Below are 21,795 nucleotides of genomic sequence, written 5' to 3' on the forward strand. Positions count from 1 at the left end.
GGTGACGGAATTTGTCACCGCAGGCTCGGGCAGAGAGGCCGGGCCTTTCAGCCCGGGGCGGGCGGAAAGGCGATGCTGACGGTCAGGCCCTGATCCACCGCGGGCAGGGAAAGCCGCGCCCCATGGCGCAGCGCAATGGCCCGGACCAGGGCAAGCCCCAGGCCATGGCCGGGAATGCCGCGCGCCCGGTCGCGCCCGGCGCGGGTGAAGCGCTCGAAGATCTCTTCTCCCAGGCCTTCGGGCAGCCCCGGCCCGCTGTCTGCCAGCTGCAGCAGATAATGCGGCCCGCCGTGCAAATTGAGGCTGTGCAGGCTGAGGCTGAGCCGGTCTCCTGGGCGGCAATATTTGATTGCGTTATCAATAAGATTGGCCAGCATCTGCGCGATCAGTGTCCGGTCGCCCAGCACCTGCAGACCGGGGCTGATCCGGGCCTCGGGCAACAGCCCCTTTTCCTCGGCCATGGGTTCATAAAGCTCCCAGATCTCGCCGGCGAGCTGCGAGAGATCGAGCGGGACCAGCCCGCCGCCCGAGCCCTGATCCGCCTCGGCGCGGCTGATATCGAGCAGGGCGTCAAACACCCGGATCGCATTGCGCATCTCGCCGCGCAGGGCGCTGATCTCTTCCTCCTGGCCCTCGATCCGGCCCAGCCGGGTGAGCATACGGTTCAGCGGCGTGCGCATTTCATGGGCGATGGTATCCGAGAGCCGGTGGGTGGCGCGGTTGAGATGGCCGATCCGGTCCAGCATGTGATGGACATGGCTTTCCAGCAGGCCAAATTCATCGGCACCGCGTGGCCCCGCGAGCCGCGCCTCCAGATCGCCCGCTGCCACCCGGTCGGCGAGATCATTCAGCCTTCCGATCCGCCGCATCACACTGCGCGCGGCCAGCCAGCCGACCAGGGCCCCGGCCAGCAGCAAAGCCACCATCAGGGCCAACATGAACTGGCGCAGCACCTGCAATGTCGCCACGACCGGCTCCAGCGACCGGCCGGTGATCAGGCTGAAGCCGCCGGGCAGCTCGCGCGCCGCCAGCAGCCACGGCGTGCCGGAAAGTGTTACCTCGCTGAGCGGCCCGGGGCCAAAGCCCGGGACAGGGGGCAGATCGGGCAGGGGGGCGGCAGCCTGGCCTGCCAGAATTTCCCCCTGCCGGTCCTGCAGCAAAAACAGCTCGCCCGGCTGCGGGGCGGTGGTGCGCCAGGCAATGGCCTCGCGCAGAGCAATGATCCGGCGCTGTTCGTAAAGCGCGCCGAGGCTTTGCAGATCACTGAGCAGCAGGCCTTTCTGCGCCTCATAAAGCCGCGCTGCCACGAGGCGGTATTGCAGCCCCATCGCCACCAGAGCCAGCAAGGCCACGGCGAAAGCCATGACAGCGGCCAGCCGCCAGGTGGCTCTTGCGCGCAGCAAAGGGTCAGGGGCCATCCGCAGCCAGCGGGGCAAAGAGATAGCCCTCTCCCCGGGCGGTGCGGATCACCGCCGCCCCCGCCTCTTCCAGTTTGCGGCGCAACCGGCCGACATGGACATCGACCACATTGGTGCCCGGGTCGAAATGCAGGTTCCAGACATGTTCCAGCAGCTGCATCCGGGTGATCACCTGGCCTGCATTGCGAGCGAAATAGGTGATCAGCTCAAATTCGCGCGGGCTGAGCGCAACATGCTGACGTTTCACGTGAAGGGTGCGGGCTTTCAGCCGGATCTCGACCTCGCCAAAGGCCAGAAGATCATTGTCGAGCACCTGAATGGTGCCGCGCCGCAGCAGCGCGCGCAGCCGGGCGCGCAGCTCTTCCGGCTCAAAGGGTTTCGGCAGATAGTCATCTGCGCCTTTCTCCAGCCCCTCGACCCGTTCCGAGGCCCGTCCCAGCGCGGAAAGTACCAGGATCAGCGCCGTCGAGCCGGAACTGCGGATTGCCGGCAGGGCGTCGATCCCGTCGCCATCGGGCAGCATCCGGTCGAGCACGATGACTTTGCACCGGCCGCGTGCCGCCTCCTCCAGCCCGAGGCTGAGCGTATGGCACCAGAGGGCATCGCAGCCGAGCGCCTCGACCTCGGCAGTGACGGCGCGGGCGATCTCGGGGTCATCCTCAATGATCAGGATCTGGTCAGGCATGGGTCTTTTCTCAGCTGCTCCGCGACAGGTTCAGAATACCACGACCGCCGGGTCAAGCACATTCGCGCCCCCCGCCGGGCGTGTTGCCCCGAGCGCGCCCCAGGGGTCAAGCCAGAGATGGCGGGTGCTGCCGTCCGGCGCCTCGACCAGCAGCAGCGTGGGTCCGGTGATCTCACAGGCCGCAAAGGCTGCGGCGCTGACCGGCTGACCATTCATCCTCAGGACCCGGTCACCGCGGCTGAGGCCGGCCAGCACCCCAGGCGAGTTTTCGGTCAGGGCACTGATCCTGCCGTTTTCGCCAAGGCTGATGCCGAGCGCGGCGGGGCGGTAGCTGCGGATCTGCTCGGGCAAAGCGGCCTCGCCCGGGCCGTCGCGCAGCCGCAGCCCCAGCGCCCGGGGGCCGGGATCGCCGGCGCTGAAGCTCAGGGTGATATGCCGCTCTTCGCCCTGGCGCAGAATGGTGAGGCGGGCCTCTCCCGCCGCAAGCCATTCCTCGAGCGCGAAGACGAAACTGCCGGGATCGGGCAAAGGCTGGCCGGCCACGGCGAGGATCAGATCGCCCGCTTCCAATCCTGCGGCTGCGGCAAGCCCGCCGGGCCGGATATCATCAATCAGCAGCCCCTGGACTGAAAGCGACAAGGCCTGAGCGGTTTTGCGGTCGAGCGGACGGGCGGTCATGCCAAGCTTGGGGAAGGGCAGTGCGGTTTCGAGGATCAGCCCCTCGACGATCCGGCTCAGATCCGGGGCGGCAATCGCATAGGCGATGCCGACAAACATCCGGCTGCCATCGGCGATCCGGCTGTTCATCCCGATAAGGCGCCCCTCGGCATCGACCAGCGGCCCGCCCGACGAGCCCGGATTCACCGCTGCATCATGCTGCACCAGACGCAGCGGCACCGCGGCATCGACCTGTCGGGCCTGGGCCGAGATCATGCCAAGCGTCAGGGTGAATTCAGCCCCGAGCGGCGCACCCAGGGCATAGACCGGGGTGCCCAGAACGGCAGGCAGCATGAGCGGCGTAAGGCCCGGGCGGGGCTGGCCATCGGTGCCGGGACCGACCGCGATCACCGCCACATCCCGCAGCCTGTCGATGGCGATCACCTCGCCGGTTTCCCGGCGGCCCAGCCGGTCGGTCAGCAGCACCTCTTCGGCCGTGCCGACCACATGGGCATTGGTCACGGCAATCCCGGAGCTGCTGCCCCAGAGGAAGGCCGAGCCGAGAAAGACCTCTGCGGCATCGGTGCTGCGCAGCACCAGAACCGCATCCATCGCCGTCTCAAGCGCTCCGGCCCGCGCCTCTGGCGGGGGCTGATCAGAGATGCGGGCCAGAGCGGGGCAGAGCAGCGCGAGAGAGAAAAACGCAATGCAAATCAGCATGAAAAAGCACCGGAGGCCCTGCACCGGAAAAGTGGCACGGCGGATAATCTTCTGGATCATTCTTATGGTTCCTCGGCTTGCTGCCCGGGGTCGGACCCTAGTCACGTGCCGGACCAGGGTCACATGACAAAGCCTGTCACCTGGAATTTCCACGTTTACAGCGGCCCGGTCGCGCCCCATCCTGCAACCCGGTCCCGGCCTGCCGGGCCTGCGTGATTTCGGCTTTGCCGCCAGCGCCCATGGAGGGGCATTGTCCATGATCAGATCCCTGCCCGCTGCTTTGCTGCTGACGCTGCCGCTGACCGGCGTGGCTCGACCGGCAGGGGCCGAGGGTCTGACCCCTTTGCGCCAGGCCGCGCTTTCGGCCGAGCTTTACAGCCTTGGACTGGCGCAGGGGGATGCTTTGCTGATCCTGACGGCGGCGCAGATGCGCAAGAATCTCGATCTGCAGCCGGTAAATGCGGCTGATGCGGCGGCTGATGCGGCTTTTGGCCTGCAGAAATGGGAGGCGATGATTTCCCGGGCGCTGGATCTGCTGCCGGAGCAGGATCCTTTGCGCGACCTGGCCGGGGATATTGTCGGGCAGAGCTATAAGGGGGTGATTTCCGGCCCGGTTTACCGCATCGAAACCCTGTCGTCCGGGGCGGAGGCCCGGCATGGCGATCTGAGCTTCCGGGGCGGCGAATATGCCGAGGTCTATGCCGAAAGTGATCCGGGCACCGATCTGAACCTGGCGGTTTTTGACGAGGCCGGGCTGCAGGTCTGCTCGGATACCGATCCCTCGCATGTGGCCTATTGCGGCTGGACCCCGGTGCAGGATGGCAGCTTTACCCTTGTGCTGAGCACCGGGACGGGCGGCGAAACCCATTATGTCCTGATGACGAACTGAGGCCGGAGATGCGTGTTTCTGATCGCCCGATCCTGCGGCCCCTGCGTCGGCTGCTGCTGGGGCTGGGCCTCAGTCTTCTGGCGCTGCCGGGACTGGCGCGCGAAAATTTCGCTTTGCTGATCGGGGCTTCAGACTATCAGAATCTCGATAAACGCTGGTCGCTGAAGGGGCCGCGCAATGATATGGATCTGGTTTCGGTCTGGCTGACCGGCCAGTCGCCGGTGCCCTTCAGCCCCGAAAATGTCACCGTGCTGACCGATGGCCGCGAAGGCGATATTCCGGCGACGCTTGGCAATATCCGCCAGGCTTTCGCCGATCTCACCGCGCGGCTTGCGCCCGGGGATTTCGTTTACCTGCATCTGTCGGGCCATGGCACCCGTGCCCCGGCGCTCGATCCCGCCAGCGAGCCGGACGGGCTGGATGAGCTGTTCCTGCCCGTCGATATCGGCCCTTGGAGCAATCAGACCGGCGCGGTTGAAAATGCCCTGGTGGATGATGAGATTGCGCTGCTGCTTGACGGGCTGCGTAATAGAGGCGCCGATGTCTGGATCGTGTTTGACGCCTGTCATTCCGGCACCGCCACCCGGGCGCTGGAGACCGGCGATGAGGTGGTAATGCGCCAGCTCGACCCGGAGGCCTTGGGGATTACCGGGGAGATGCTGGCCGAAGCCGAAGCGGGGGCAGAGGCGGTCAGCCGCAGCCTGGCAGCAGAACCGGCTGAGGCACTGCTGCCTGATGCCGGGCCCTCTTTTCTGCCCAGAACGGCGGCCAGGCCGGAACCGGGGGTGACGCCGGGCAGCCTTGTTGCTTTTTACGCGGCGCAATCGACCGAACTGACCCCCGAGATGCGCCTGCCGCGCGGGGCCCCGGACCGTAAATCGCAGGGGGTTTTCACCTATACTTTGTTTGAGGTCCTGTCTGAATATCCCTCGGCCAGCTATGGCCAGGTCGCCCAGGAGGTTTTGCGCAAATATGCCACGCGCAATGCCGCGAAATCGACGCCGCTGTTTGAGGGCGATCTCGACCGGGTGGTGTTTGGCGGCGCACCGGGGGGGCGTATCGCGCAATGGCCGGGCAGGCAGAGTGATGGCGGCTTTACCCTCGCGGCAGGCGCGCTGCAGGGGCTGGGGCCGGGGGCCGAGCTGGCGGTGCTGGCGCGTGCCGCTGACGCGCCGGATCAGGCGCTTGGCTTTGTGCGTGTGACCGAAGCAGAGGTTTTCACCGCCCGGGCCGAAGCGATTGAGAAAGACGGGCTGACCCTGCCCGAAGACCTGCCAGAGGGGTTCTATTTGCGCCGGGTCGATGTGGCGCTGGATTTCGCGCTGAGCATCGCCTTGCCGCCGCCCGGCACTGCGGCGGCCGATGCGCTTTACGCCGCGCTGCCCGAGGTGAAAGCGGCGGCAGGATCGCGGCTCAGTTTTGTTGAGCCGGGCGAGCTGGCCGATCTGGCGCTGGCGGTGCTGCCGGAAAGCGGCGCGCCCGAGGCGATCTGGATCCTGCCGGGTACCGGCTTTGCCGACCCCGTCGGGCCGCAGCCGAAGGTTGAGGCGGTGGCTCTGAGCGCCGCCGGTCTGGCCGATGAGCTGGCGACGAAGCTGGGGGCAATGGCAAAGGCGATCAACCTGATGAAGCTCGGCGCCGCCCTTGGCCCAGTTGCGCTGGATGTCGATGTGACGCTGCGCACCCGCAATGCCGGGGCGCCCGAGCTGCGCGGCCTTGAGCTGACGCCGGTGCCGACCCTTGTCACCGCCGATGAGGTTCATGTGCTGGCCCGCAATCATATGCAGATCCCGGTGGATGTGAACGTGCTCTATATCGGCGCGGATTACTCGATCGGGCATTTCTATTCGGGCCGTCTGCACCCGGGCGAGGAGCTGAAAAAGGGCCTTTTCGCCATCGGGGGCGAGACCATGGGGGCCGAGCGGATGCTGGTGGTGATGAATCCGGCCAGCCCGCACAGCCAGGTCGAGGATCTGAGCTATCTCGCCCAGGAGGCGGTGCGCAGCCTTGGCACTGCTGGCCTTACTTCGCTGAACGCAGCGCTGTTTGAGGCCGGGTTCGGCGGGGAAACCCGTGGCGCGATTGCCCTGAGCAGCGAGGAAGACACTACAGGCGGCGGGCCGGGGCCGGGGATCTTACAGGTCGAGCTGCGGACAAGGGCGGCGGACTGATCCGGGGCGCCGGGGCTTTTCGCAGCCGCAGCGGGGTGGTAGCCCCGGGGCCTGAAAGACGCGCTCTGAGAGGGTTTCACTATGGAACAGATGGAGGCCCTGGTGATCGGTGCCGGTCCTGCCGGGCTGATGGCCGCCGAGGCGCTGGCCGAGGCCGGGCACCCGGTCATGGTCTGTGAGGCCAAGCCCAGCCCGGCGCGCAAGTTTCTGATGGCGGGAAAGTCGGGGCTGAACCTGACCAAAGATGAGCCGCCAGCGCTCTTTGCCAGCCGCTATGACAGCGCCTGGCTTGCCCCGGCGCTGGCTGATTTCGGGCCGGAGGCGGTGAAGGCCTGGGCGGAAGCGCTTGGCCAGGAGGTGTTCACCGGCTCATCGGGCCGGGTGTTTCCGAAAGCGATGAAGGGCTCTCCGCTGCTGCGGGCCTGGCTGGCCCGTCTGGCGGCCTCGGGGGTGGAATTGCGCAACCGCTGGCGCTGGCAGGGTTTCGCGGGCGAGGCCTTTCGCTTTGACACGCCCGGGGGCGAGCGGCTGATCACGCCGCGGGTGGTGGTGCTGGCTTTGGGGGGCGCGAGCTGGTCGCGGCTCGGCTCGGAGGGGGTATGGCGGCCATGGCTGGCAGAGAAAGGCGTGGAGATTGCGCCCTGGAAACCGGCGAATATGGGCTTTGAGGTGGCCTGGTCGGCCCATATGGCAAAGCATTTCGGCCAGCCGGTGAAGGGCGTGGCTTTGCAGGCAGGTGACAGCCGCGAGCGCGGGGAATTCGTGATCTCGGCGCGCGGAATTGAGGGCGGCGGCATTTATGCCGTCAGCCGGGCGATGCGCGAGGGGGCTGAGCTCTGGCTTGATCTGTTGCCCGATCTGAGCGCGGCAGAGATTGCCGCCCGCCTTTCCAGGATGAAACCCGGTGAAAGCACCGCCAACCGGCTGCGCAAGCTGGGCCTGTCACCGGCGGCGATTGCGCTGGTGATGGAATGGGGCCGGGCGGATCCTTTCAGGGCGCTGAAAGCGCTGCAGGTGCAGCATCACGGGCCGCGCCCGCTCGATGAGGCAATCTCGGTGGCGGGCGGGATCAGCCGCGAGAGCCTGAGCGATCGCTTTGAGCTGAAAGCCTTGCCCGGGGTTTTTGCCTGTGGCGAGATGCTCGACTGGGAGGCGCCGACCGGGGGCTATCTGCTGACCGGCTGTTTCGCCACCGGGCTTGTCGCAGGCCGGGCAGCGGCAGCGCGGCTGGGCTGAGGCTGCGGCGGGGGAGGCTGCGGCGGGGGTTTTGTACCCCCGCAGGATATTTTCCGGACAGATGAACAGGGCTAAGAAAAAGCCCGCCCGGTTGAGGGGGCGGGCTGATGTTCAGCGCGACAGGCCGCCCGGCAGATCGGGCATATCGAGCGCGGCAAATCCGTAATGGCGCAGCCAGCGCAGATCGCTCTCAAAGAAGGCGCGCAGATCGGGGATGCCGTATTTCAGCATCGCAATCCGGTCGATCCCCATGCCGAAGGCAAAGCCCTGATAGATCTCGGGATCAATGCCGCCTGCGGCCAGAACCTTCGGCTGCATCATGCCCGAGCCGAGGATCTCCATCCATTTATCGCCTTCACCGATCTTCAGCTGGCCACCCAGGTTGGAATAGCGGATATCGACCTCAGCCGAAGGCTCGGTGAAGGGGAAATGGCTGGCGCGGAAGCGCAGCTCGACCTTATCCACCTCAAAGAACGAGCGGCAGAATTCCTCGAGCACCCATTTCAGATTGGCCATCGAGATGTTTTTGTCGATGGCCATGCCTTCGACCTGGTGGAACATCGGCGTATGGGTCTGGTCCATATCCATGCGGTAGACCCGGCCCGGGGCGATGACGCGGATCGGCGCGCCCTGGTCGAGCATGGCGCGGATCTGCACCGGCGAGGTATGGGTGCGCAGCACATGCGGCGGGCGGGCATCGCCCTCGGCACGATGCATGAAGAAAGTATCATGCTCCTGGCGGGCCGGATGTTCGGGCGGAATGTTCAGCGCGTCGAAATTATACCAGTCGCTTTCAACCTGCGGCCCTTCGGCCACGGCAAAGCCCATATCGGCGAAAATCGCAGTCAGCTCGGCCTGGACCTGGCTGATCGGATGGATCGTGCCCTGGGGGCGGGGCCGCCCCGGCAGGGTGACATCGAGCCATTCCGATTTCAGCCGCGCATCCAGCGCCGCATCGGCCAGCGAGACCTTGCGGGCCCGCAAGGCCGTATCGATCTCAGATTTCAGCTCATTGAGATGGGCCCCGGCGGCTTTGCGCTCCTCCGGGTCCATCTTGCCAAGGCCCGCCATCATCGCGGAAATTTCGCCCTTCTTGCCCAGGGCGGCAAGGCGCACCTCTTCGAGGGCGGCTTCGTCAGCGGCACCGGCAACGGCCCCGATATATTTGCCACGGATTTCGGTCAGATCCATCGGAGCCCCCGGAAGAAGAAATTCGGTTTCCGACTAGCCTTGCCGGGGCCGGATTACAAGGGGAGAGGGGGGCGGGGCCTGGCTCAGCCGTTATAGGGCGGGGGCAGTCTGCTGGGCAGGCAATAGGAATAAATCGCCTGTCCTGCCGCCTCCTCAACGAGGAAGACCCCCGGGGAGGGGATGGTGATGCGGCCACTGAGGCTGCGATCCTCACCGCCCTCGGGATCGGCGCAGAGCGAGGTGAAGGACCAGGCGCCTTCTGCCCCGGCCTCAAGGGTGTCGAAAGTGCAGAGCTGGCCCGGGGGATTGATGCCCGCCACATGCACCAGGGCGAGGCTGCTGTCATTGCCGGTCTCGCAGTCCGAGCCTTCAGCGACATAATAGCCGGTCAGCAGCGGCAGCGGGTTCGGATCCGGCTCGGCGAGGGCAGTCAGAGTGCTGCCGAGCAGCAGCGGGGCGGCGATGAGACAGGAGGAGAGGCAACGCATGAACAGGCTCCGGGTTAACAACCACTGCAGGTTCGCCTGAACTTTGCCTGACTGCAATTCCCAGGCGCTGACATTTCCGACAGAGGCCGGAGCAAAAAGAAAAACCCGCGCCAGGAGCGCGGGTTTTCAAAGACTTATCACCGATCAGAAGATCAGGCAGCCAGCGCGTCGCGGGCTTTGCCAGCGATTGCGTTGAATGCTTCCGGCTCGTGCACTGCCAGATCAGCCAGAACCTTACGGTCAACTTCGATACCGGCTTTGGCCAGACCGTCGATCAGACGCGAATAGGTGAAGGCCGGGTCGAACAGGCGGACAGCAGCGTTGATACGCTGGATCCACAGAGCGCGGAACTGACGCTTTTTGTTCTTCCGGTCGCGGGTCGCATACTGCTGGGCTTTATCAACAGCCTGAGTAGCGGTGCGGAAGTTGGTCGAGCGGGCGGCATAATAGCCTTTCGCTGCTTTGATGACCTTGCGGTGACGAGCGTGCGTAACGACGCCGGATTTAACGCGGGACATGTTTCGCTCTCCTTACCGGTTATAGGGCATGTATTTTTTGACGATCTTCGCATCCGAGTCGCACAGGAGCATCGTCCCGGTCGCCTGACGGATGAAGGTCGTCGAACGTTTGATCATGCCGTGGCGCTTACCGGCCACACCGGCCTTCACGCGCCCGGAAGCGGTGAAGGTGAACCGCTTTTTCGCAGCGGACTTCGTTTTCATCTTGGGCATTTTACACTCCAGTGTTTTCGCACGCGGCGCGGCATGCCACATTCGCCGGCTGCGTGGTTCTTCCGAATTCGCTCCTATAGGCCGGAGCAGAGAAAGTGACAAGGGGAAAACCGGCTGCAAAGGCGGTGAAACCTTCTGGGCTGCGGCCGCGCGGCGGGGCGGATATCAGGAGAGGTAACGCCCGATAACCCTAAGCATAACATCAGGAATTTTCTGAAGCTTATAGCCGCCGCTGTGCTGTGTCATGGCGGTTACGAACAGTCCTCCGGCGGCGATGATCAGGATGGCCCCAAGCCGGGGCACCCGACCCTCGACCCAGGCCGAGAGCAGCACGGGCAGCGTCAGAATCGCGAGGATGATGCCGATGGTCAGAAAAAGATCGCTGTCCATTTCATCCCCGCTGACGGCTGCCCGGCTGAGCTGTCAGCTAAGGTTAGCCGGGGTCGACGCGCGAAATCAATCTTTCATCACAGGGGGCAATGCGCAGGATATTGGTCGATCCGGGCACATTGAACGGCACGCCGGCGGTGACCACGATCTGATCGCTCTCCTGGGCGAAAGCGGCCGAGCGGGCAGCGCGGATCGCCGAGAGCACCGCGCCTTTAAAGCGCTCCTGCTCGGGGACGATGACGCAATGCGCGCCCCAGGTCAGGGCAAGACGCCGCGCCGTCTCGACCAGCGGGGTCAGGGCGATGATCGGCACATGCGGGCGCTCGCGGGCGACGAGGCTGACGGTCTGGCCCGACTGGCTGAAGCAGGCGATGGCTTTGATATCGGTGGCTTCGGCAATCTCGCGGGCGGCGGCAACAATGCCATCGGCCACGGTTTCGCGGCGCACCACACGGCTGGCATCGATAACCTGAAGATAGGTCGGATCAGCCTCAACCGAACGGGCGACATTATCCATGGTGGTGACAGCCTCGACCGGGAAGCGGCCGGCGGCCGATTCTGCCGAGAGCATCACCGCATCTGCGCCTTCATAGATCGCGGTTGCCACATCCGAGACTTCGGCCCGGGTCGGCATCGGGTTTTCGATCATCGATTCCAGCATCTGGGTGGCGACGATCACTGGCTTGGCGGCAGCGCGTGCCTTGCGGATCAGGCGTTTCTGGATCGGCGGCACCGAATGGACCGGCAGTTCGACGCCCAGATCGCCCCGGGCCACCATGATGCCGTCCGAGACCGCGAGGATCGCTTCATAGGCCTGAACAGCGGCGGGTTTTTCGATTTTTGACAAGATCGCGGCCCGGCCACGGGCCAGGGCGCGGGCCTCATGCACATCTTCGGGGCGCTGCACGAAGGACAGAGCCAGCCAGTCCACGCCCAGATCGCAGACGAATTCCAGGTCGCGGCGGTCTTTCTCGGACAGGGCGGCCAGCGGCAGCACCACATCGGGCACGTTCACGCCCTTGCGGTTCGAAATCACACCGCCGACCTCGACGATGCAATTGGCAAAATCCTTGCCACAGCTTTCAACCCGAAGGCGGATCTTGCCGTCATTGACCAGCAGCGAGGCGCCGGGCTGCAGCGCGGCAAAAATCTCGGGATGCGGCAGCTCTACGCGGTTTGCATCGCCCGGAGCCTTGTCGAGATCGAGGCGGAATTTCGCGCCATCGGCCAGATCATGGCCGCCATCAGCGGCAAAAGCCCCGACGCGCAGCTTCGGGCCCTGCAGGTCGGCCAGAATGCCGATCGGGCGGCCCAGATCTTTTTCGACCTGGCGGATAATCGTATGGCGCTCGCGGATATCGTCATGGGTGCCATGGCTCATATTCAGGCGGAACACATCGGCTCCGGCCGTGAAAAGCTGGCAGATCATATCATATGTGCTGGATGCCGGCCCGAGCGTGGCCACAATTTTCACATTACGGTGACGGCGCATGCCATCCTCCTCGACAAACTTGAATAGGGTCCCGGCTGCGGTCTTATGGCGCATAATGTTAGCGCTAGCAACACGGGAATTGCGGCGATTGGCGACAGTTCAGCGCCTCAGATGCGCCAAAGTCAACCGCACAGCGTTCAATTCCCGGCTGTGCGGCCTGAAGCGCAGCAAGGCCCGGGTCAGCGGGGTAAGCCAGGCCAGCTGGCCCGCCAGCCGGCCTGCCCGCTCCATGGCGCTTTCCGGTGCGTTCAGCGCGTAACTCTGCAGCGCGGCCTGCAGCCAGTCGGGTTCGGCAGGCCAGAGGGTAAAGCAGCTCTGGGTCAGGATAATGATATCCAGGGCCTGCCAGAAGCCGCTGCGCCGCGCCGGAGAAAACCGCTCAAGGTCGATGAACCTGGCCAGCCTGCCATCCCAGCAGATGTCGCGCGGGGCCGGGCGGCCATGGGACAGGCCAGCGTGATGCAGCCTTGCCAGCGACTTGCCCGCAGCGGCAAAGGCCACCTGCACCTGGTCGGGGGATGTCTCAGCTTTCGAGGCCACCAGCTGGGTAAGCGTCGGCCCGGCATCGGGCAGCAGAAAATAATCATCGCCCTCGCGCAGGATTTCCGGCACGGGCAGGCCGTGATCCGCGAGATAGTGCAGCCCCTGCCGCTCGGCGGCAAAGGCGCGGTCGGGATTGCCCTTCTGCAACCGCATGCGGGCCGAAAGCCGCTCTACGCGTTTCAGCCAGAATCGCCGGCCATTTGGCAGCTGCAATGGCTTCACGCGCTCGAACCCCTCGCGCAGGGCCGCATCGAGCAGGGTGTCGACGCTCGGGTCCGGGGGGCTGGGCCCGGGGTTTACGGATGATATCTGCTCAGACATAGCTCTGCCGATGAATGCGCCGGGACCGGCGCAGCTCAGCAGCGCCGGGGGTTTTAATGTTGCGCGAAAAAGTCTGCCGCTGCGCGCGAAAGCAGCATCCCGGCCAGTTTCTGACCAAGCGCTTCGCCCGCGATAGCCGGGCCTGAGATCTGATCGCGGATCACTTCTGATCCATCCGGGCGCAGAATTTCGCCGCGAAGGGTCAGTCTATCCCCCTCAAGCAGGGCAAGGCCAGCGATCGGCGTCTGGCAGGAGCCGTCGAGCCGGGCAAGGAAGGCCCGCTCAGCGCTCAGGCGCAGGCCGGTATCGCGGTCATGGATCGCCGCCAGCAGCGCGGCGGTGGCGGTATCCTCAAGGCGGCGCTCAACCCCGATCGCGCCCTGCGCGACCGCCGGCAGCATCTCTTCGGTTTCGATCGCGCCTCTGGCCAGTGCGCTCATCCCGAGGCGGTTCAGCCCCGCCATAGCGAGGAAAGTGGCATCGGCCACGCCCTCTTCCAGCTTTTTCATCCGGGTCTGCACATTGCCGCGAAACTCAACCAGCTGCAGATCCGGGCGGACATGGGCCAGCTGCGCCCGGCGGCGCAGCGAGGATGAGCCGACCACCGCGCCCTGCGGCAGATCGCGGATCGAGGCGTAGCGGTGGCTGACAAAAGCATCGCGCACATCCTCGCGCGGCAGATAGCAGTCGAGGATCAGCCCCTCTGGCTGTAAAACCGGCATATCTTTCATCGAATGCACCGCAATATCGATGCCGCCCGCCAGAAGTGCCTCTTCGATCTCGCGGGTGAACAGCCCCTTGCCGCCCGCCTCGCGCAGCGATTTATCCTGGATCTGATCGCCGGTGACCTTGATCACCACAATCTCAAACGCCGCTTCGGGCAGGGTGAAGGCCAGCATCAGGCTGCGGCGGACCTCATGGGCCTGCCACAAAGCCAGCGGCGAGCCACGGGTGCCGATCTTCAGGGGGCGGGCGGGGGTGGGCAGATCCTGGGTCATGTCCGCAGCGATACCCCCGCTGCCGCCGCGAAGCAACGCCTCGCCTGAGCGGGAGGGCTGTGGCATAAGGCCCGGGTTGCGGATTCGCACCGGTCCGGAGCTTGACTTCGCAGGGGAGGCGGGGCACGGGCCAGTGTTGGAATCCGGCAGAGCTGAGGAGTGAGGCATGGCTGAGCAGAAGAAAATCCTGCGCGCGCTGAGGGGCGAAACCCAGGCTGTGCCGCCGGTCTGGATGATGCGTCAGGCGGGCCGCTACCTGCCGGAATACCGCGCGACCCGGGCCGAGGCCGGGGATTTCCTGTCGCTTTGCTATAATTCGGAACTGGCGGCAGAGGTGACTTTACAGCCGATCCGCCGCTTTGGTTTTGATGCGGCAATCCTTTTCGCAGATATTCTTCTGCTGCCTCAGGCCTTCGGGGCGAAACTGTGGTTTGAGACCGGCGAAGGCCCGCGGATGGAAACCACCACCACCCCCGCCGAACTGGCGGCGCTGAAGCCGGTCCCGGCCATTCATGAGACGCTGAACCCGGTCTATGAGACTTTGCGCATTCTGAAGCGCGAATTGCCCGCCGAGACCACGCTGATCGGTTTTGCCGGCATGCCCTGGACCGTTGCCACCTATATGATCGCCGGTCGCGGCAAGGAAGAACAGGCCGGCGCGCATCGCCTGAAGGCCGAGGATCGCGCGACTTTCGAGGGCCTGCTTGATCTGCTGACCGAGGGCACGATTGAATATCTCTCGGCCCAGGTCGAGGCCGGGGCCGAGGTGGTCAAGCTGTTCGACAGCTGGGCCGGCAGCCTCAAAGGTCAGGATTTCGAGGATTATGCGGTGAAGCCGGCCGAGCGGATCATTTCCGAGCTGAAAGCCCGCCATCCCGGCCTGCCGGTGATCGCTTTCCCGCGTGAGGCGGGTGAGGGCTACATTGGTTTCGCGGGCAAGACCGGCGCGGATTGTGTCGCGGTCGATAATTCGGTTACGCCGGAATGGGCGGCCGAGCATGTGCAGAAGGACGGCTGCGTCCAGGGCAATCTTGCCTCCTCGCATATGGTCACGGGCGGCGAGGCGCTGGTGCGCGAAACCCGTCGCGTGGTTGATGCCTTTAAGAACGGGCCGCATATTTTTAACCTCGGCCATGGCATCACCCCGGATGCCGATCCGGAAAATGTGGCGCTGATGATCGAGACCATCCGCCAGGGCTGACATGTCCCGCCGCTGCGCCCGATTTTGTCTTTTCCGGCAGAGGCGGGCGCAGCGCGGGCGATGATGGTGATCTTTTCTGAGTGCCAGAGGCCTGCAGCGCTGCAGGCCGAAAGCGCAGCTTTTATCGAAAAAAACGGCTGTTTCGCTGTCGACCACAAACATCTGCAGAAAAATGGCGATCCCGGGAGGACTCGAACCCCCGACCCGCTGCTTAGAAGGCAGCTGCTCTATCCAGCTGAGCTACGGGACCGCACTGGCAGGGGCTGAAACAGCCCTGACCTGCGCCCGACATATCCGGAAGGCGCGCGGGTTTCAAAGAGAAATCTGCGGGCTGGCAGGAGGGGTCTCTCAGCTGCTCTGGCCAAGGCCTTTGCGCGGCGCGGAACCCGCCTCATCTTTGCAGTCCCCGCCGTGGCGCGGGCGCAGAAACAGCAGCCACAGCCCCAGTCCCAGCAGGCTGCCGCCAAGAATGCCGCTCATATTGGCGATCTGATCCCCGATATCGCGGCTGCGGTCAAAATAGGGCTGCACCACCTCGATCAGCCAGCCATAGGCCGAGAGCATGAGGGCAGTCACCGGGATCCGGCGCGGGATCAGGGCTGCCACCGGCAAAGCCAGCGCGGCGAAAGCCAGGAAATGGTAAAGCTTGTCTGAGCCGCCGACCTGAATCATCGCGGCGGGCGGGCTGAGCGTGGCCAGGGCCGTTGCCAGCGCGATCACCAGCGTCAGAATTAAGGCGAGAGCATTTCGGGAAAGCATCGCATGCTTATCGGAAATCAGAGGGTCGCTGTCCAGCGACCCGCCCGCGGGCTCACGCGGGATTGACTGGCAGGGATGCGGTTTTGTCGCGGTTTTCGCAGCCTGGCTGCCGCCTTGTCTCTGGCGCGCGTCGGGGGCTGAGCTTGCATCCCACGCGAATGTGAGGCGTTTTGCGACGGAAAGCGCATGGGCGCGCGTAATAGCCACGTTATGTGATCTGACTTAGAATAGAATAGTGCTGACTGGCCTTTGCCGGTTCGGAGAAAGAAAAGAACGGGGCCGGATGCCAATGTTTCACAGTTTTCTGCGCAGTTTGCCCCTGATCCTGATCTCTTGCCTCCCGGCCGGGGCAATGGCGCAGCAAGGGCCCGCTCAGGCCCTGCCCGGCGCGCCTGCTACGGTGGGATATATGGAGATGGCGACTGCGGATGTGCCGGTCATGCAGGTGCTGACGGGCCGCGCGGTTGCGCCGACTGCGACGCAGCTGCGCCCGCGGGTGAGTGGTGAGCTGACGGCGATCCTCTATACGCCGGGAACGCGGGTAGAGGCGGGAACGCCGCTGTTCTCGATCGATCCGCTGACCTATCGCACTGCTTTGGCGGCAGCCGAGGCCAGCATGGCCCGGGCAGCGGCAGATCTGCAGGCGGCAGAGGTGAATTTTAACCGCATCAGTGCGCTGCGGGGCTCGGCCACCAGCCAGGCCGCGCTGGATGAGGCCGAAACCCAGCTGCTGAAGGCAAAGGCGACGGCGGCCGAGGCCGGGGCGCAGGCCGAACTGGCCCGGGCCCAGCTGGACTGGACCACGGTGCGGGCGCCGGTCGCCGGCATCGTCGGGGTGCCGCTGGTGTCGCTGGGCGATCTGCTGACCCAGGGTCAGGCTCAGGCCCTGGCGGAAATTGTGCAGATCGATCCGATCCATATCGATCTTTCTGAACCCTATCCGGCCCGGCTGCGCATTGAGGGCCGGGTGGCCCGCGGTGAGGTCACGTTGCTGGACCCGGAGCTGACCCTGGTGCTGGAGGGGGGGCACCGGGTTGAAAGCGGGGCCAGGCTGATCTCGAGCGGGGCCACGGTTTCGGCCACAACCGGGACCAGGATCCTGCGCTTTGAGGCGGCGAATCCCGGCGGGCTGATCGCACCGGGCATGTTTTTGCAGGCCGAGCTGACGCTTGGGGTGCAGCGTGCCATCCTGGTGCCGCAGCGTGCCACCATGCGCGAGCGCGATGGCCGACTCTCGGCCTGGGTTGCGGTGGGGGGAAAAGCTGAAAAGCGCTTTCTGAGCGAAGCGGGCACCTCGGATTCTTCCTGGGTGGTGCTTGGCGGGCTGAGCGATGGCGATCAGCTGCTGATGGATGGAACCAGTACCATCCGCGAAGGCCAGGAGGTGAATCCGGTGCCGGTGCTGATTGATGCGGCGGGCGTGGTGCGCGACGCCAGTGTCGCCGAAGCAGCCCCGGCGGTTTCCGGCGCGGTCAACTGATCCGATGGCACAGTTCTTTATCTCCCGTCCGGTCTTCGCCTGGGTTCTGGCGATCATTGCAATGCTGTTCGGCGGCTGGTCGCTGGTCAGCCTGCCTATCGAGCAATATCCCGATATCGCGCCGACCCGGATCAGTGTCTCTGCGGAATATCCGGGGGCCTCGGCTGAGGCGACCGAGAATTCGGTGACCTCGGCCATTGAGGATGCGATGACCGGGCTCGATGGCCTGCTGTTCATGACCTCGATCTCTACCGCAACCGGGCGCGCCCGGGTCGAGCTGACCTTTGATGACAGTGTTACCCCCGAAAATGCCCAGATTCAGGTGCAGAATAAGGTGGCTCTGGCTGAAGCCGGCCTGCCGGAGATCGTGCGTCAGCGTGGTACCAGTGTCGAGCGCGCCGGGGAAAGTTCGCTGATGGTGGGGGCTCTGGTCTCGCGCGACAATTCCTATTCCACGCTGCAGCTCGGCGATCTGACCACCGAACTGATTGAGGATGCGGTATTGCGCATCGAGGGGGTGGGCGCGATTGACAGCTTCTCCTCGGGCTTTGCGATGCGGGTCTGGCTCGATCCGCTCAGAATGGCGGAATTCCAGATCACCCCTGCCGATGTCACTGCGGCCATTGCCGATCAGAATTCCACGGTATCGGTTGGCTCGCTTGGCGCTGATCCGGTGGTGCCGGGCCAGCAGCTCAGCGTGGCTTTGTCCTCGCAGACCCAGCTTTCCTCGGTCGATCAGTTCGCGGCGATCCGGCTTCGGGTTGAGGAGGATGGCGGCGGTGTGACCCTTGGCGATATTGCCGAAATTGAGATTGGTCAGGTCAGTTATGGCCGCTCGGCGCTGTTTGACGGTGCCAATGCTGCGGGTTTTTCGGTGACGCTGGCCTCGGGCGCCAATGCGGTTGAGACCGCCCAGCGGGTGCGTGACACGCTGGAACGCCTCAGCACAGCGCTGCCGCCCGGGGTCGAGGTTGCCTATCCTTTCGACACATCGCCCTTCATCGAGGAATCGATCGGCACTGTTTATAAAACCCTCGCCGAAGCGGTGGCGCTGGTCTTCATCGTGATCCTGGTTTTCCTGCAAAGCTGGCGCGCCACGGTGATCCCGGTGATCGCTATTCCGGTGGTGCTGCTGGGCACGTTCGGCGTGCTCTCCGGGCTTGGCTATTCGATCAATACTCTGACGATGTTTGCCATGGTGCTGGCGATTGGCCTGCTGGTCGATGACGCCATTGTGGTGGTCGAGAATGTCGAGCGCGAGATGGAGGAAGAGCCGGGCCTGGATGCGGTCACCGCGACGCGACGCTCGATGATGCAGATTTCATCGGCTTTGGTCGGCATCGTGCTGGTGCTGTCTTCGGTCTTTCTGCCCATGGCCTTCATGACCGGCTCGACCGGGGTGATCTACCGGCAGTTTTCGATCACCATCATCTCGGCCATGGTGCTGTCACTGGCAGTGGCGCTGATCCTGTCGCCGGCCATGTGCGCGGCCTTGCTGAAACCGCGCGCCCATGGCGGCGGCAATGCTTTCGCGCGCGGCTTTAACCGCGGCATGGAAAAGGTCACGCGCGGCTACGGCCGGATCTCGGGCCTTGCCATGCGGCATCCGCTGATGGTTCTGCTCTTGCTGCTGGGCATCAGCTTTGGCGCCTTCCAGCTGTTCCGGGCCTTGCCCTCGTCTTTCGTACCCCAGGAGGACCAGGGGGTGATGATGGTCAATCTGCGGCTGGCGGAAGGCTCGACCACGGCCCAGACCCAGGCGGTGGCCGAAGAGGTCTATGCCTGGCTGGTCGAGGAGCAGGGCGATACGGTCGCCTCGGCGATGACTGCGCTTGGTTTTGCCATGGGCGGCGGCGGGCAGAATACCGCCATGCTCTATGTGAAGCTGAAACCCTTTGCTGATCGCCCGGGCCGCAGCGCGCTGATGCTGCAGGCCGAGGCGACGGCGAAATTCCGCGGTCACCGGGCCGGCAGTATTACCTTCAGCCAGCCACCGGCGATCCAGGGTGTCGGCTCTTCGGCCGGGATCTCATTCTATCTGATCGACCAGGCCGGGAATGGTCAGGCGGCGCTGGAGGAAACCGCGATGCGCCTTGCCGTGCTTGCTGAGGAGCGTGGTATTGCCGGGGCGTTCCGTGGCCATGAGCCGACCCGCCGTCCGGCGCTGCGTCTCGATATCGATCAGAGCAAGGCGCGCGCCATGGGGCTGACCGTCTCCGAGGTAAATTCCATGCTGTCGGTGATCTTCTCGGGCCGCGAGGTGAATGATTTCGAACTGGGGGCCGAACTGCGCCCGGTGATCGTTCAGGGCCGCGCGGAATGGCGGATGCAGCCCGAAGATGTCGAGATCTGGCATGCACGCAACCGCAATGGCGAGATGGTGCCTTTCTCGGCCTTTATGACCCAGACCTGGTCGGAAAATTCGCCTTCGCTGAACCGTTATGGCGGCACCCGGGCGATTTCGATCTCGGCCAACCCCAGAGAATCCATCTCTACCGGCGAAGCGATGACGGCAATTGAAGCTCTGGTCAGCGAATTGCCGGGCAGCTATGGCCTGGCCTGGACCGGGCTGTCCTATCAGGAGAAACAGGCGGGCAATCAGGCGCCTTTGCTCTTTGCCATGTCGGCGCTGGTGGTCTTCCTCGCCCTGGCCGCGCTTTATGAAAGCTGGTCGGTGCCGCTTTCGGTGATGCTGGCAGTGCCGGTCGGGATCCTGGGCGCGCTGCTGGCGGCCTGGAGCTTTGGCCAGTCGAATGACGTCTATTTCAAGGTTGGCCTGCTGACGACCATCGGTCTGGCGGCGCGCAATGCGATTCTGATCGTCGAATTCGCCGAGGCGCGGCGCAAACAGGGCATTGCGCTGATTGAGGCGACGCAGGCGGCGGCCGAGATGCGCCTGCGGCCGATCCTGATGACCTCCTTTGCCTTCGCGCTGGGGGTTCTGCCGCTGGCGCTCGCCTCCGGCGCCGGGGCGCTGGCACAGCATGCCATTGGTATTGGTGTGCTGGGCGGCATGGTGGCCTCGACCGTGATCGCGCTTTTCATGGTGCCCGCGCTTTATGTTCTGGTGATGCAGCTGACGGGGAAGGGGGGCGGCAAGCCTGCGGCAAAGGCGGGTTCAGTCTGATCGCGAAGCACTGCGGCCGATTTCGCCCAAGGGAGAGGGCAGGACCCTCTCCCTTAACGCTTCTGAAAGTGGACATTGTGCTGATCTGGGAAGTGATACTCCTGGCGGGCCGCACTGTGTTCTTTTTGCTGAGTCCCTTTACAGAAAACGTAAACTATTATCGCCGCATTGGCGGAAACCTTCGGCTTCAGTTTCCTCATCGACAAAGCCAGCAGAAAACGGTCGCGGCGAAGGTGATGGCTGAGGGGAAGAAAGGGGTACCTGCTGTAGCGGGCTGTCACGCTGCGCCGGTTCCTGAGCCTTCCGAACATGATTTCGACGCGCTTTCAGACAGCTGCATCGATCATGATCCTCCGCTCGCCGCTGGCTTCAGAGGCGAGGCCTTTTATCATCCGGATGAACGCCCCTCCCCGGCTCCAACGCCTCCACCGGTTAAAGAGCATCCCCGGCGGGCGGTATTCACAGGGCGCATCGCACCAGCGAAACCCATAGCGATTGATGAAGATATGCCACTCAGCACCGGGTGACCAGCGACGCTGGAGGGGCCATGGCTCCGGGGGGGCCGGGCTCAGGCCGGGCCATCTGTGCCTCACTCAGCCGGAACAGAATGCGCATCACAAGGAGCGCCTGAACCTCACTGAATCACGTCAAAGTGGTGCAGCCAGCAGGACCTGGCACTAGCGTAAAGGTTAAAAGTGGGATATAATATACAAATTAAAAGGCTGAATTCAGTCGCACAGCAAGCATAAGCTGGTGTGTCTTTGAGAGATGGTTACGCCGTTCGGTTTTCGAACTGGTGACATTGGAAGTATCTGTGTTGTGAGCACTATTAAAAAGACTGTTTATCGTATTTCTGATGTCGGGCTGGCCCTTCTTATCCTGCCTATTGCTCTGCCGGCCTTTGTGGTGCTGTGGCTGGCAATCCGGCTTGGCAGCCCTGGTCCGGTTATCCTGCGGCTTGCCTGTATTGGCCAGGATGGACGTGTCTTCCAGGGCTACCGTTTCCGCAGCGTCTATGTTGATGCGCGTGCGCGTGTCTTCCGCGCTGATTGCGCTGGCGAAACGTCTCTCACCGATCTGCGCGTGACCCGGGTGGGTGCATTCATGCTGCGTACCGGCCTCAATCGCCTGCCGCAGCTGCTGAATATCCTGCGCGGCGATATGTCATTTCGTGACCGGGCTCTGCAGCCGTTGGCCGGAATTGCTACTGCGGCGGCTCTCCAGGCCCAGGATGCTGCCGCCTGCCTGCATCCGCTGCGCGGCTGAGCAGCCCGCCGGCTGATCCGCAGCTGCGTCAG

General features: G+C 64.4%; 20 protein-coding genes and 1 tRNA gene. 8 read left to right on the plus strand and 13 right to left on the minus strand.

Translation table 11 applies throughout. The annotated features are described in order from the left end of the window. Nucleotides 1-47 precede the first annotated feature (47 nt). From H0485_RS06390 to H0485_RS06400, 3 genes are read right to left on the minus strand one after another with little or no spacing between them, the layout of a single operon-like run. Nucleotides 48-1,436, minus strand: coding sequence for a sensor histidine kinase (locus tag H0485_RS06390; RefSeq protein ID WP_226934532.1), 1,389 nt, complete (start codon nt 1,434-1,436; stop codon nt 48-50). Beyond that, nucleotides 1,408-2,103, minus strand: coding sequence for a response regulator transcription factor (locus H0485_RS06395; RefSeq protein ID WP_226934533.1), 696 nt, complete (start codon nt 2,101-2,103; stop codon nt 1,408-1,410). The genes H0485_RS06390 and H0485_RS06395 overlap by 29 nt, the downstream gene beginning before the upstream one ends. Nucleotides 2,104-2,133: 30 nt before the next feature. Then, entirely contained in the window at nt 2,134-3,540 is a 1,407-nt protein-coding gene (locus H0485_RS06400; RefSeq protein ID WP_226934534.1) for a S1C family serine protease, read from the minus strand. A 196-nt stretch (nt 3,541-3,736) separates the two neighbouring features. On the opposite strand from H0485_RS06400, the gene H0485_RS06405 reads away from it, so the two are divergent. The 3 genes from H0485_RS06405 (at nt 3,737) to H0485_RS06415 (ending at nt 7,776) form a co-directional block, all read left to right on the plus strand. Then, nucleotides 3,737-4,369, plus strand: a complete 633-nt coding sequence (locus H0485_RS06405) for a hypothetical protein (protein ID WP_226934535.1) — start codon at nt 3,737-3,739, stop codon at nt 4,367-4,369. 8 nt (nt 4,370-4,377) lie between these two features. Next, on the plus strand, nt 4,378-6,540 hold the full coding sequence (locus tag H0485_RS06410; protein WP_226934536.1) for a caspase family protein: 2,163 nt from the start codon (nt 4,378-4,380) through the stop codon (nt 6,538-6,540). Between the two features lie 90 nt (nt 6,541-6,630). Then, nucleotides 6,631-7,776, plus strand: a complete 1,146-nt coding sequence (locus H0485_RS06415; RefSeq protein WP_226934579.1) for a TIGR03862 family flavoprotein — start codon at nt 6,631-6,633, stop codon at nt 7,774-7,776. 111 nt (nt 7,777-7,887) lie between these two features. Here the strand turns inward: H0485_RS06415 and pheS are convergent, their stop codons facing one another. From pheS to hemC, 8 genes are all read right to left on the minus strand, one after another. Continuing rightward, nucleotides 7,888-8,967 carry a phenylalanine--tRNA ligase subunit alpha gene (pheS, locus tag H0485_RS06420; protein WP_435531483.1) on the minus strand — a complete coding sequence of 360 codons (1,080 nt, stop codon included), beginning with the start codon at nt 8,965-8,967 and terminating at the stop codon, nt 7,888-7,890. 83 nt (nt 8,968-9,050) lie between these two features. Beyond that, nucleotides 9,051-9,455, minus strand: coding sequence for a hypothetical protein (locus tag H0485_RS06425; protein ID WP_226934537.1), 405 nt, complete (start codon nt 9,453-9,455; stop codon nt 9,051-9,053). A 152-nt stretch (nt 9,456-9,607) separates the two neighbouring features. Then, entirely contained in the window at nt 9,608-9,973 is a 366-nt protein-coding gene (gene rplT, locus H0485_RS06430) for a 50S ribosomal protein L20 (protein WP_226934538.1), read from the minus strand. A 12-nt stretch (nt 9,974-9,985) separates the two neighbouring features. Next, a complete protein-coding gene (gene rpmI, locus H0485_RS06435; RefSeq protein WP_226934539.1) occupies nt 9,986-10,186 on the minus strand; it encodes a 50S ribosomal protein L35 in 201 nt (66 codons plus the stop codon). Nucleotides 10,187-10,351: 165 nt separating this feature from the next. Then, complete coding sequence (locus tag H0485_RS06440; protein ID WP_226934540.1) at nt 10,352-10,576, minus strand: hypothetical protein; 225 nt, start codon at nt 10,574-10,576, stop codon at nt 10,352-10,354. 43 nt (nt 10,577-10,619) lie between these two features. After that, on the minus strand, nt 10,620-12,068 hold the full coding sequence (gene pyk / locus H0485_RS06445; RefSeq protein WP_226934541.1) for a pyruvate kinase: 1,449 nt from the start codon (nt 12,066-12,068) through the stop codon (nt 10,620-10,622). A gap of 99 nt (nt 12,069-12,167) precedes the next feature. Beyond that, nucleotides 12,168-12,932 carry a BUD32 family EKC/KEOPS complex subunit gene (locus H0485_RS06450; protein ID WP_226934542.1) on the minus strand — a complete coding sequence of 255 codons (765 nt, stop codon included), beginning with the start codon at nt 12,930-12,932 and terminating at the stop codon, nt 12,168-12,170. Nucleotides 12,933-12,985: 53 nt separating this feature from the next. Beyond that, nucleotides 12,986-13,930: a hydroxymethylbilane synthase gene (gene hemC / locus H0485_RS06455; RefSeq protein ID WP_226934543.1), complete on the minus strand. Its 945-nt coding sequence runs from the start codon at nt 13,928-13,930 to the stop codon at nt 12,986-12,988. A gap of 166 nt (nt 13,931-14,096) precedes the next feature. On the opposite strand from hemC, the gene hemE reads away from it, so the two are divergent. After that, nucleotides 14,097-15,131 (plus strand): uroporphyrinogen decarboxylase, encoded by a 1,035-nt coding sequence (gene hemE, locus H0485_RS06460; protein WP_226934544.1) that lies wholly within the window; start codon nt 14,097-14,099, stop codon nt 15,129-15,131. A gap of 173 nt (nt 15,132-15,304) precedes the next feature. Here hemE and H0485_RS06465 read toward each other — a convergent pair. Both H0485_RS06465 and H0485_RS06470 read right to left on the minus strand, forming a co-directional pair. Further along, nucleotides 15,305-15,381: transfer RNA gene (locus H0485_RS06465), tRNA-Arg, on the minus strand. A 98-nt stretch (nt 15,382-15,479) separates the two neighbouring features. Further along, nucleotides 15,480-15,890, minus strand: coding sequence for a VanZ family protein (locus tag H0485_RS06470; RefSeq protein WP_226934545.1), 411 nt, complete (start codon nt 15,888-15,890; stop codon nt 15,480-15,482). Nucleotides 15,891-16,305: 415 nt separating this feature from the next. Between H0485_RS06470 and H0485_RS06475 the strand changes: the two genes are divergently transcribed. From H0485_RS06475 to H0485_RS06490, 4 genes are all read left to right on the plus strand, one after another. Further along, nucleotides 16,306-17,370 carry an efflux RND transporter periplasmic adaptor subunit gene (locus H0485_RS06475; protein ID WP_226934546.1) on the plus strand — a complete coding sequence of 355 codons (1,065 nt, stop codon included), beginning with the start codon at nt 16,306-16,308 and terminating at the stop codon, nt 17,368-17,370. A gap of 4 nt (nt 17,371-17,374) precedes the next feature. Continuing rightward, complete coding sequence (locus H0485_RS06480; protein ID WP_226934547.1) at nt 17,375-20,497, plus strand: multidrug efflux RND transporter permease subunit; 3,123 nt, start codon at nt 17,375-17,377, stop codon at nt 20,495-20,497. Nucleotides 20,498-20,574: 77 nt separating this feature from the next. Then, nucleotides 20,575-21,024, plus strand: a complete 450-nt coding sequence (locus H0485_RS06485; protein WP_226934548.1) for a hypothetical protein — start codon at nt 20,575-20,577, stop codon at nt 21,022-21,024. Nucleotides 21,025-21,265: 241 nt separating this feature from the next. Further along, nucleotides 21,266-21,763, plus strand: a complete 498-nt coding sequence (locus tag H0485_RS06490; RefSeq protein WP_226934549.1) for a sugar transferase — start codon at nt 21,266-21,268, stop codon at nt 21,761-21,763. The last annotated feature ends 32 nt before the right edge of the window (nt 21,764-21,795 follow it).

The sequence above is a fragment of the Pseudogemmobacter faecipullorum genome (assembly GCF_020539525.1).
Classification (GTDB): Bacteria; Pseudomonadota; Alphaproteobacteria; order Rhodobacterales; family Rhodobacteraceae; genus Pseudogemmobacter; species Pseudogemmobacter faecipullorum.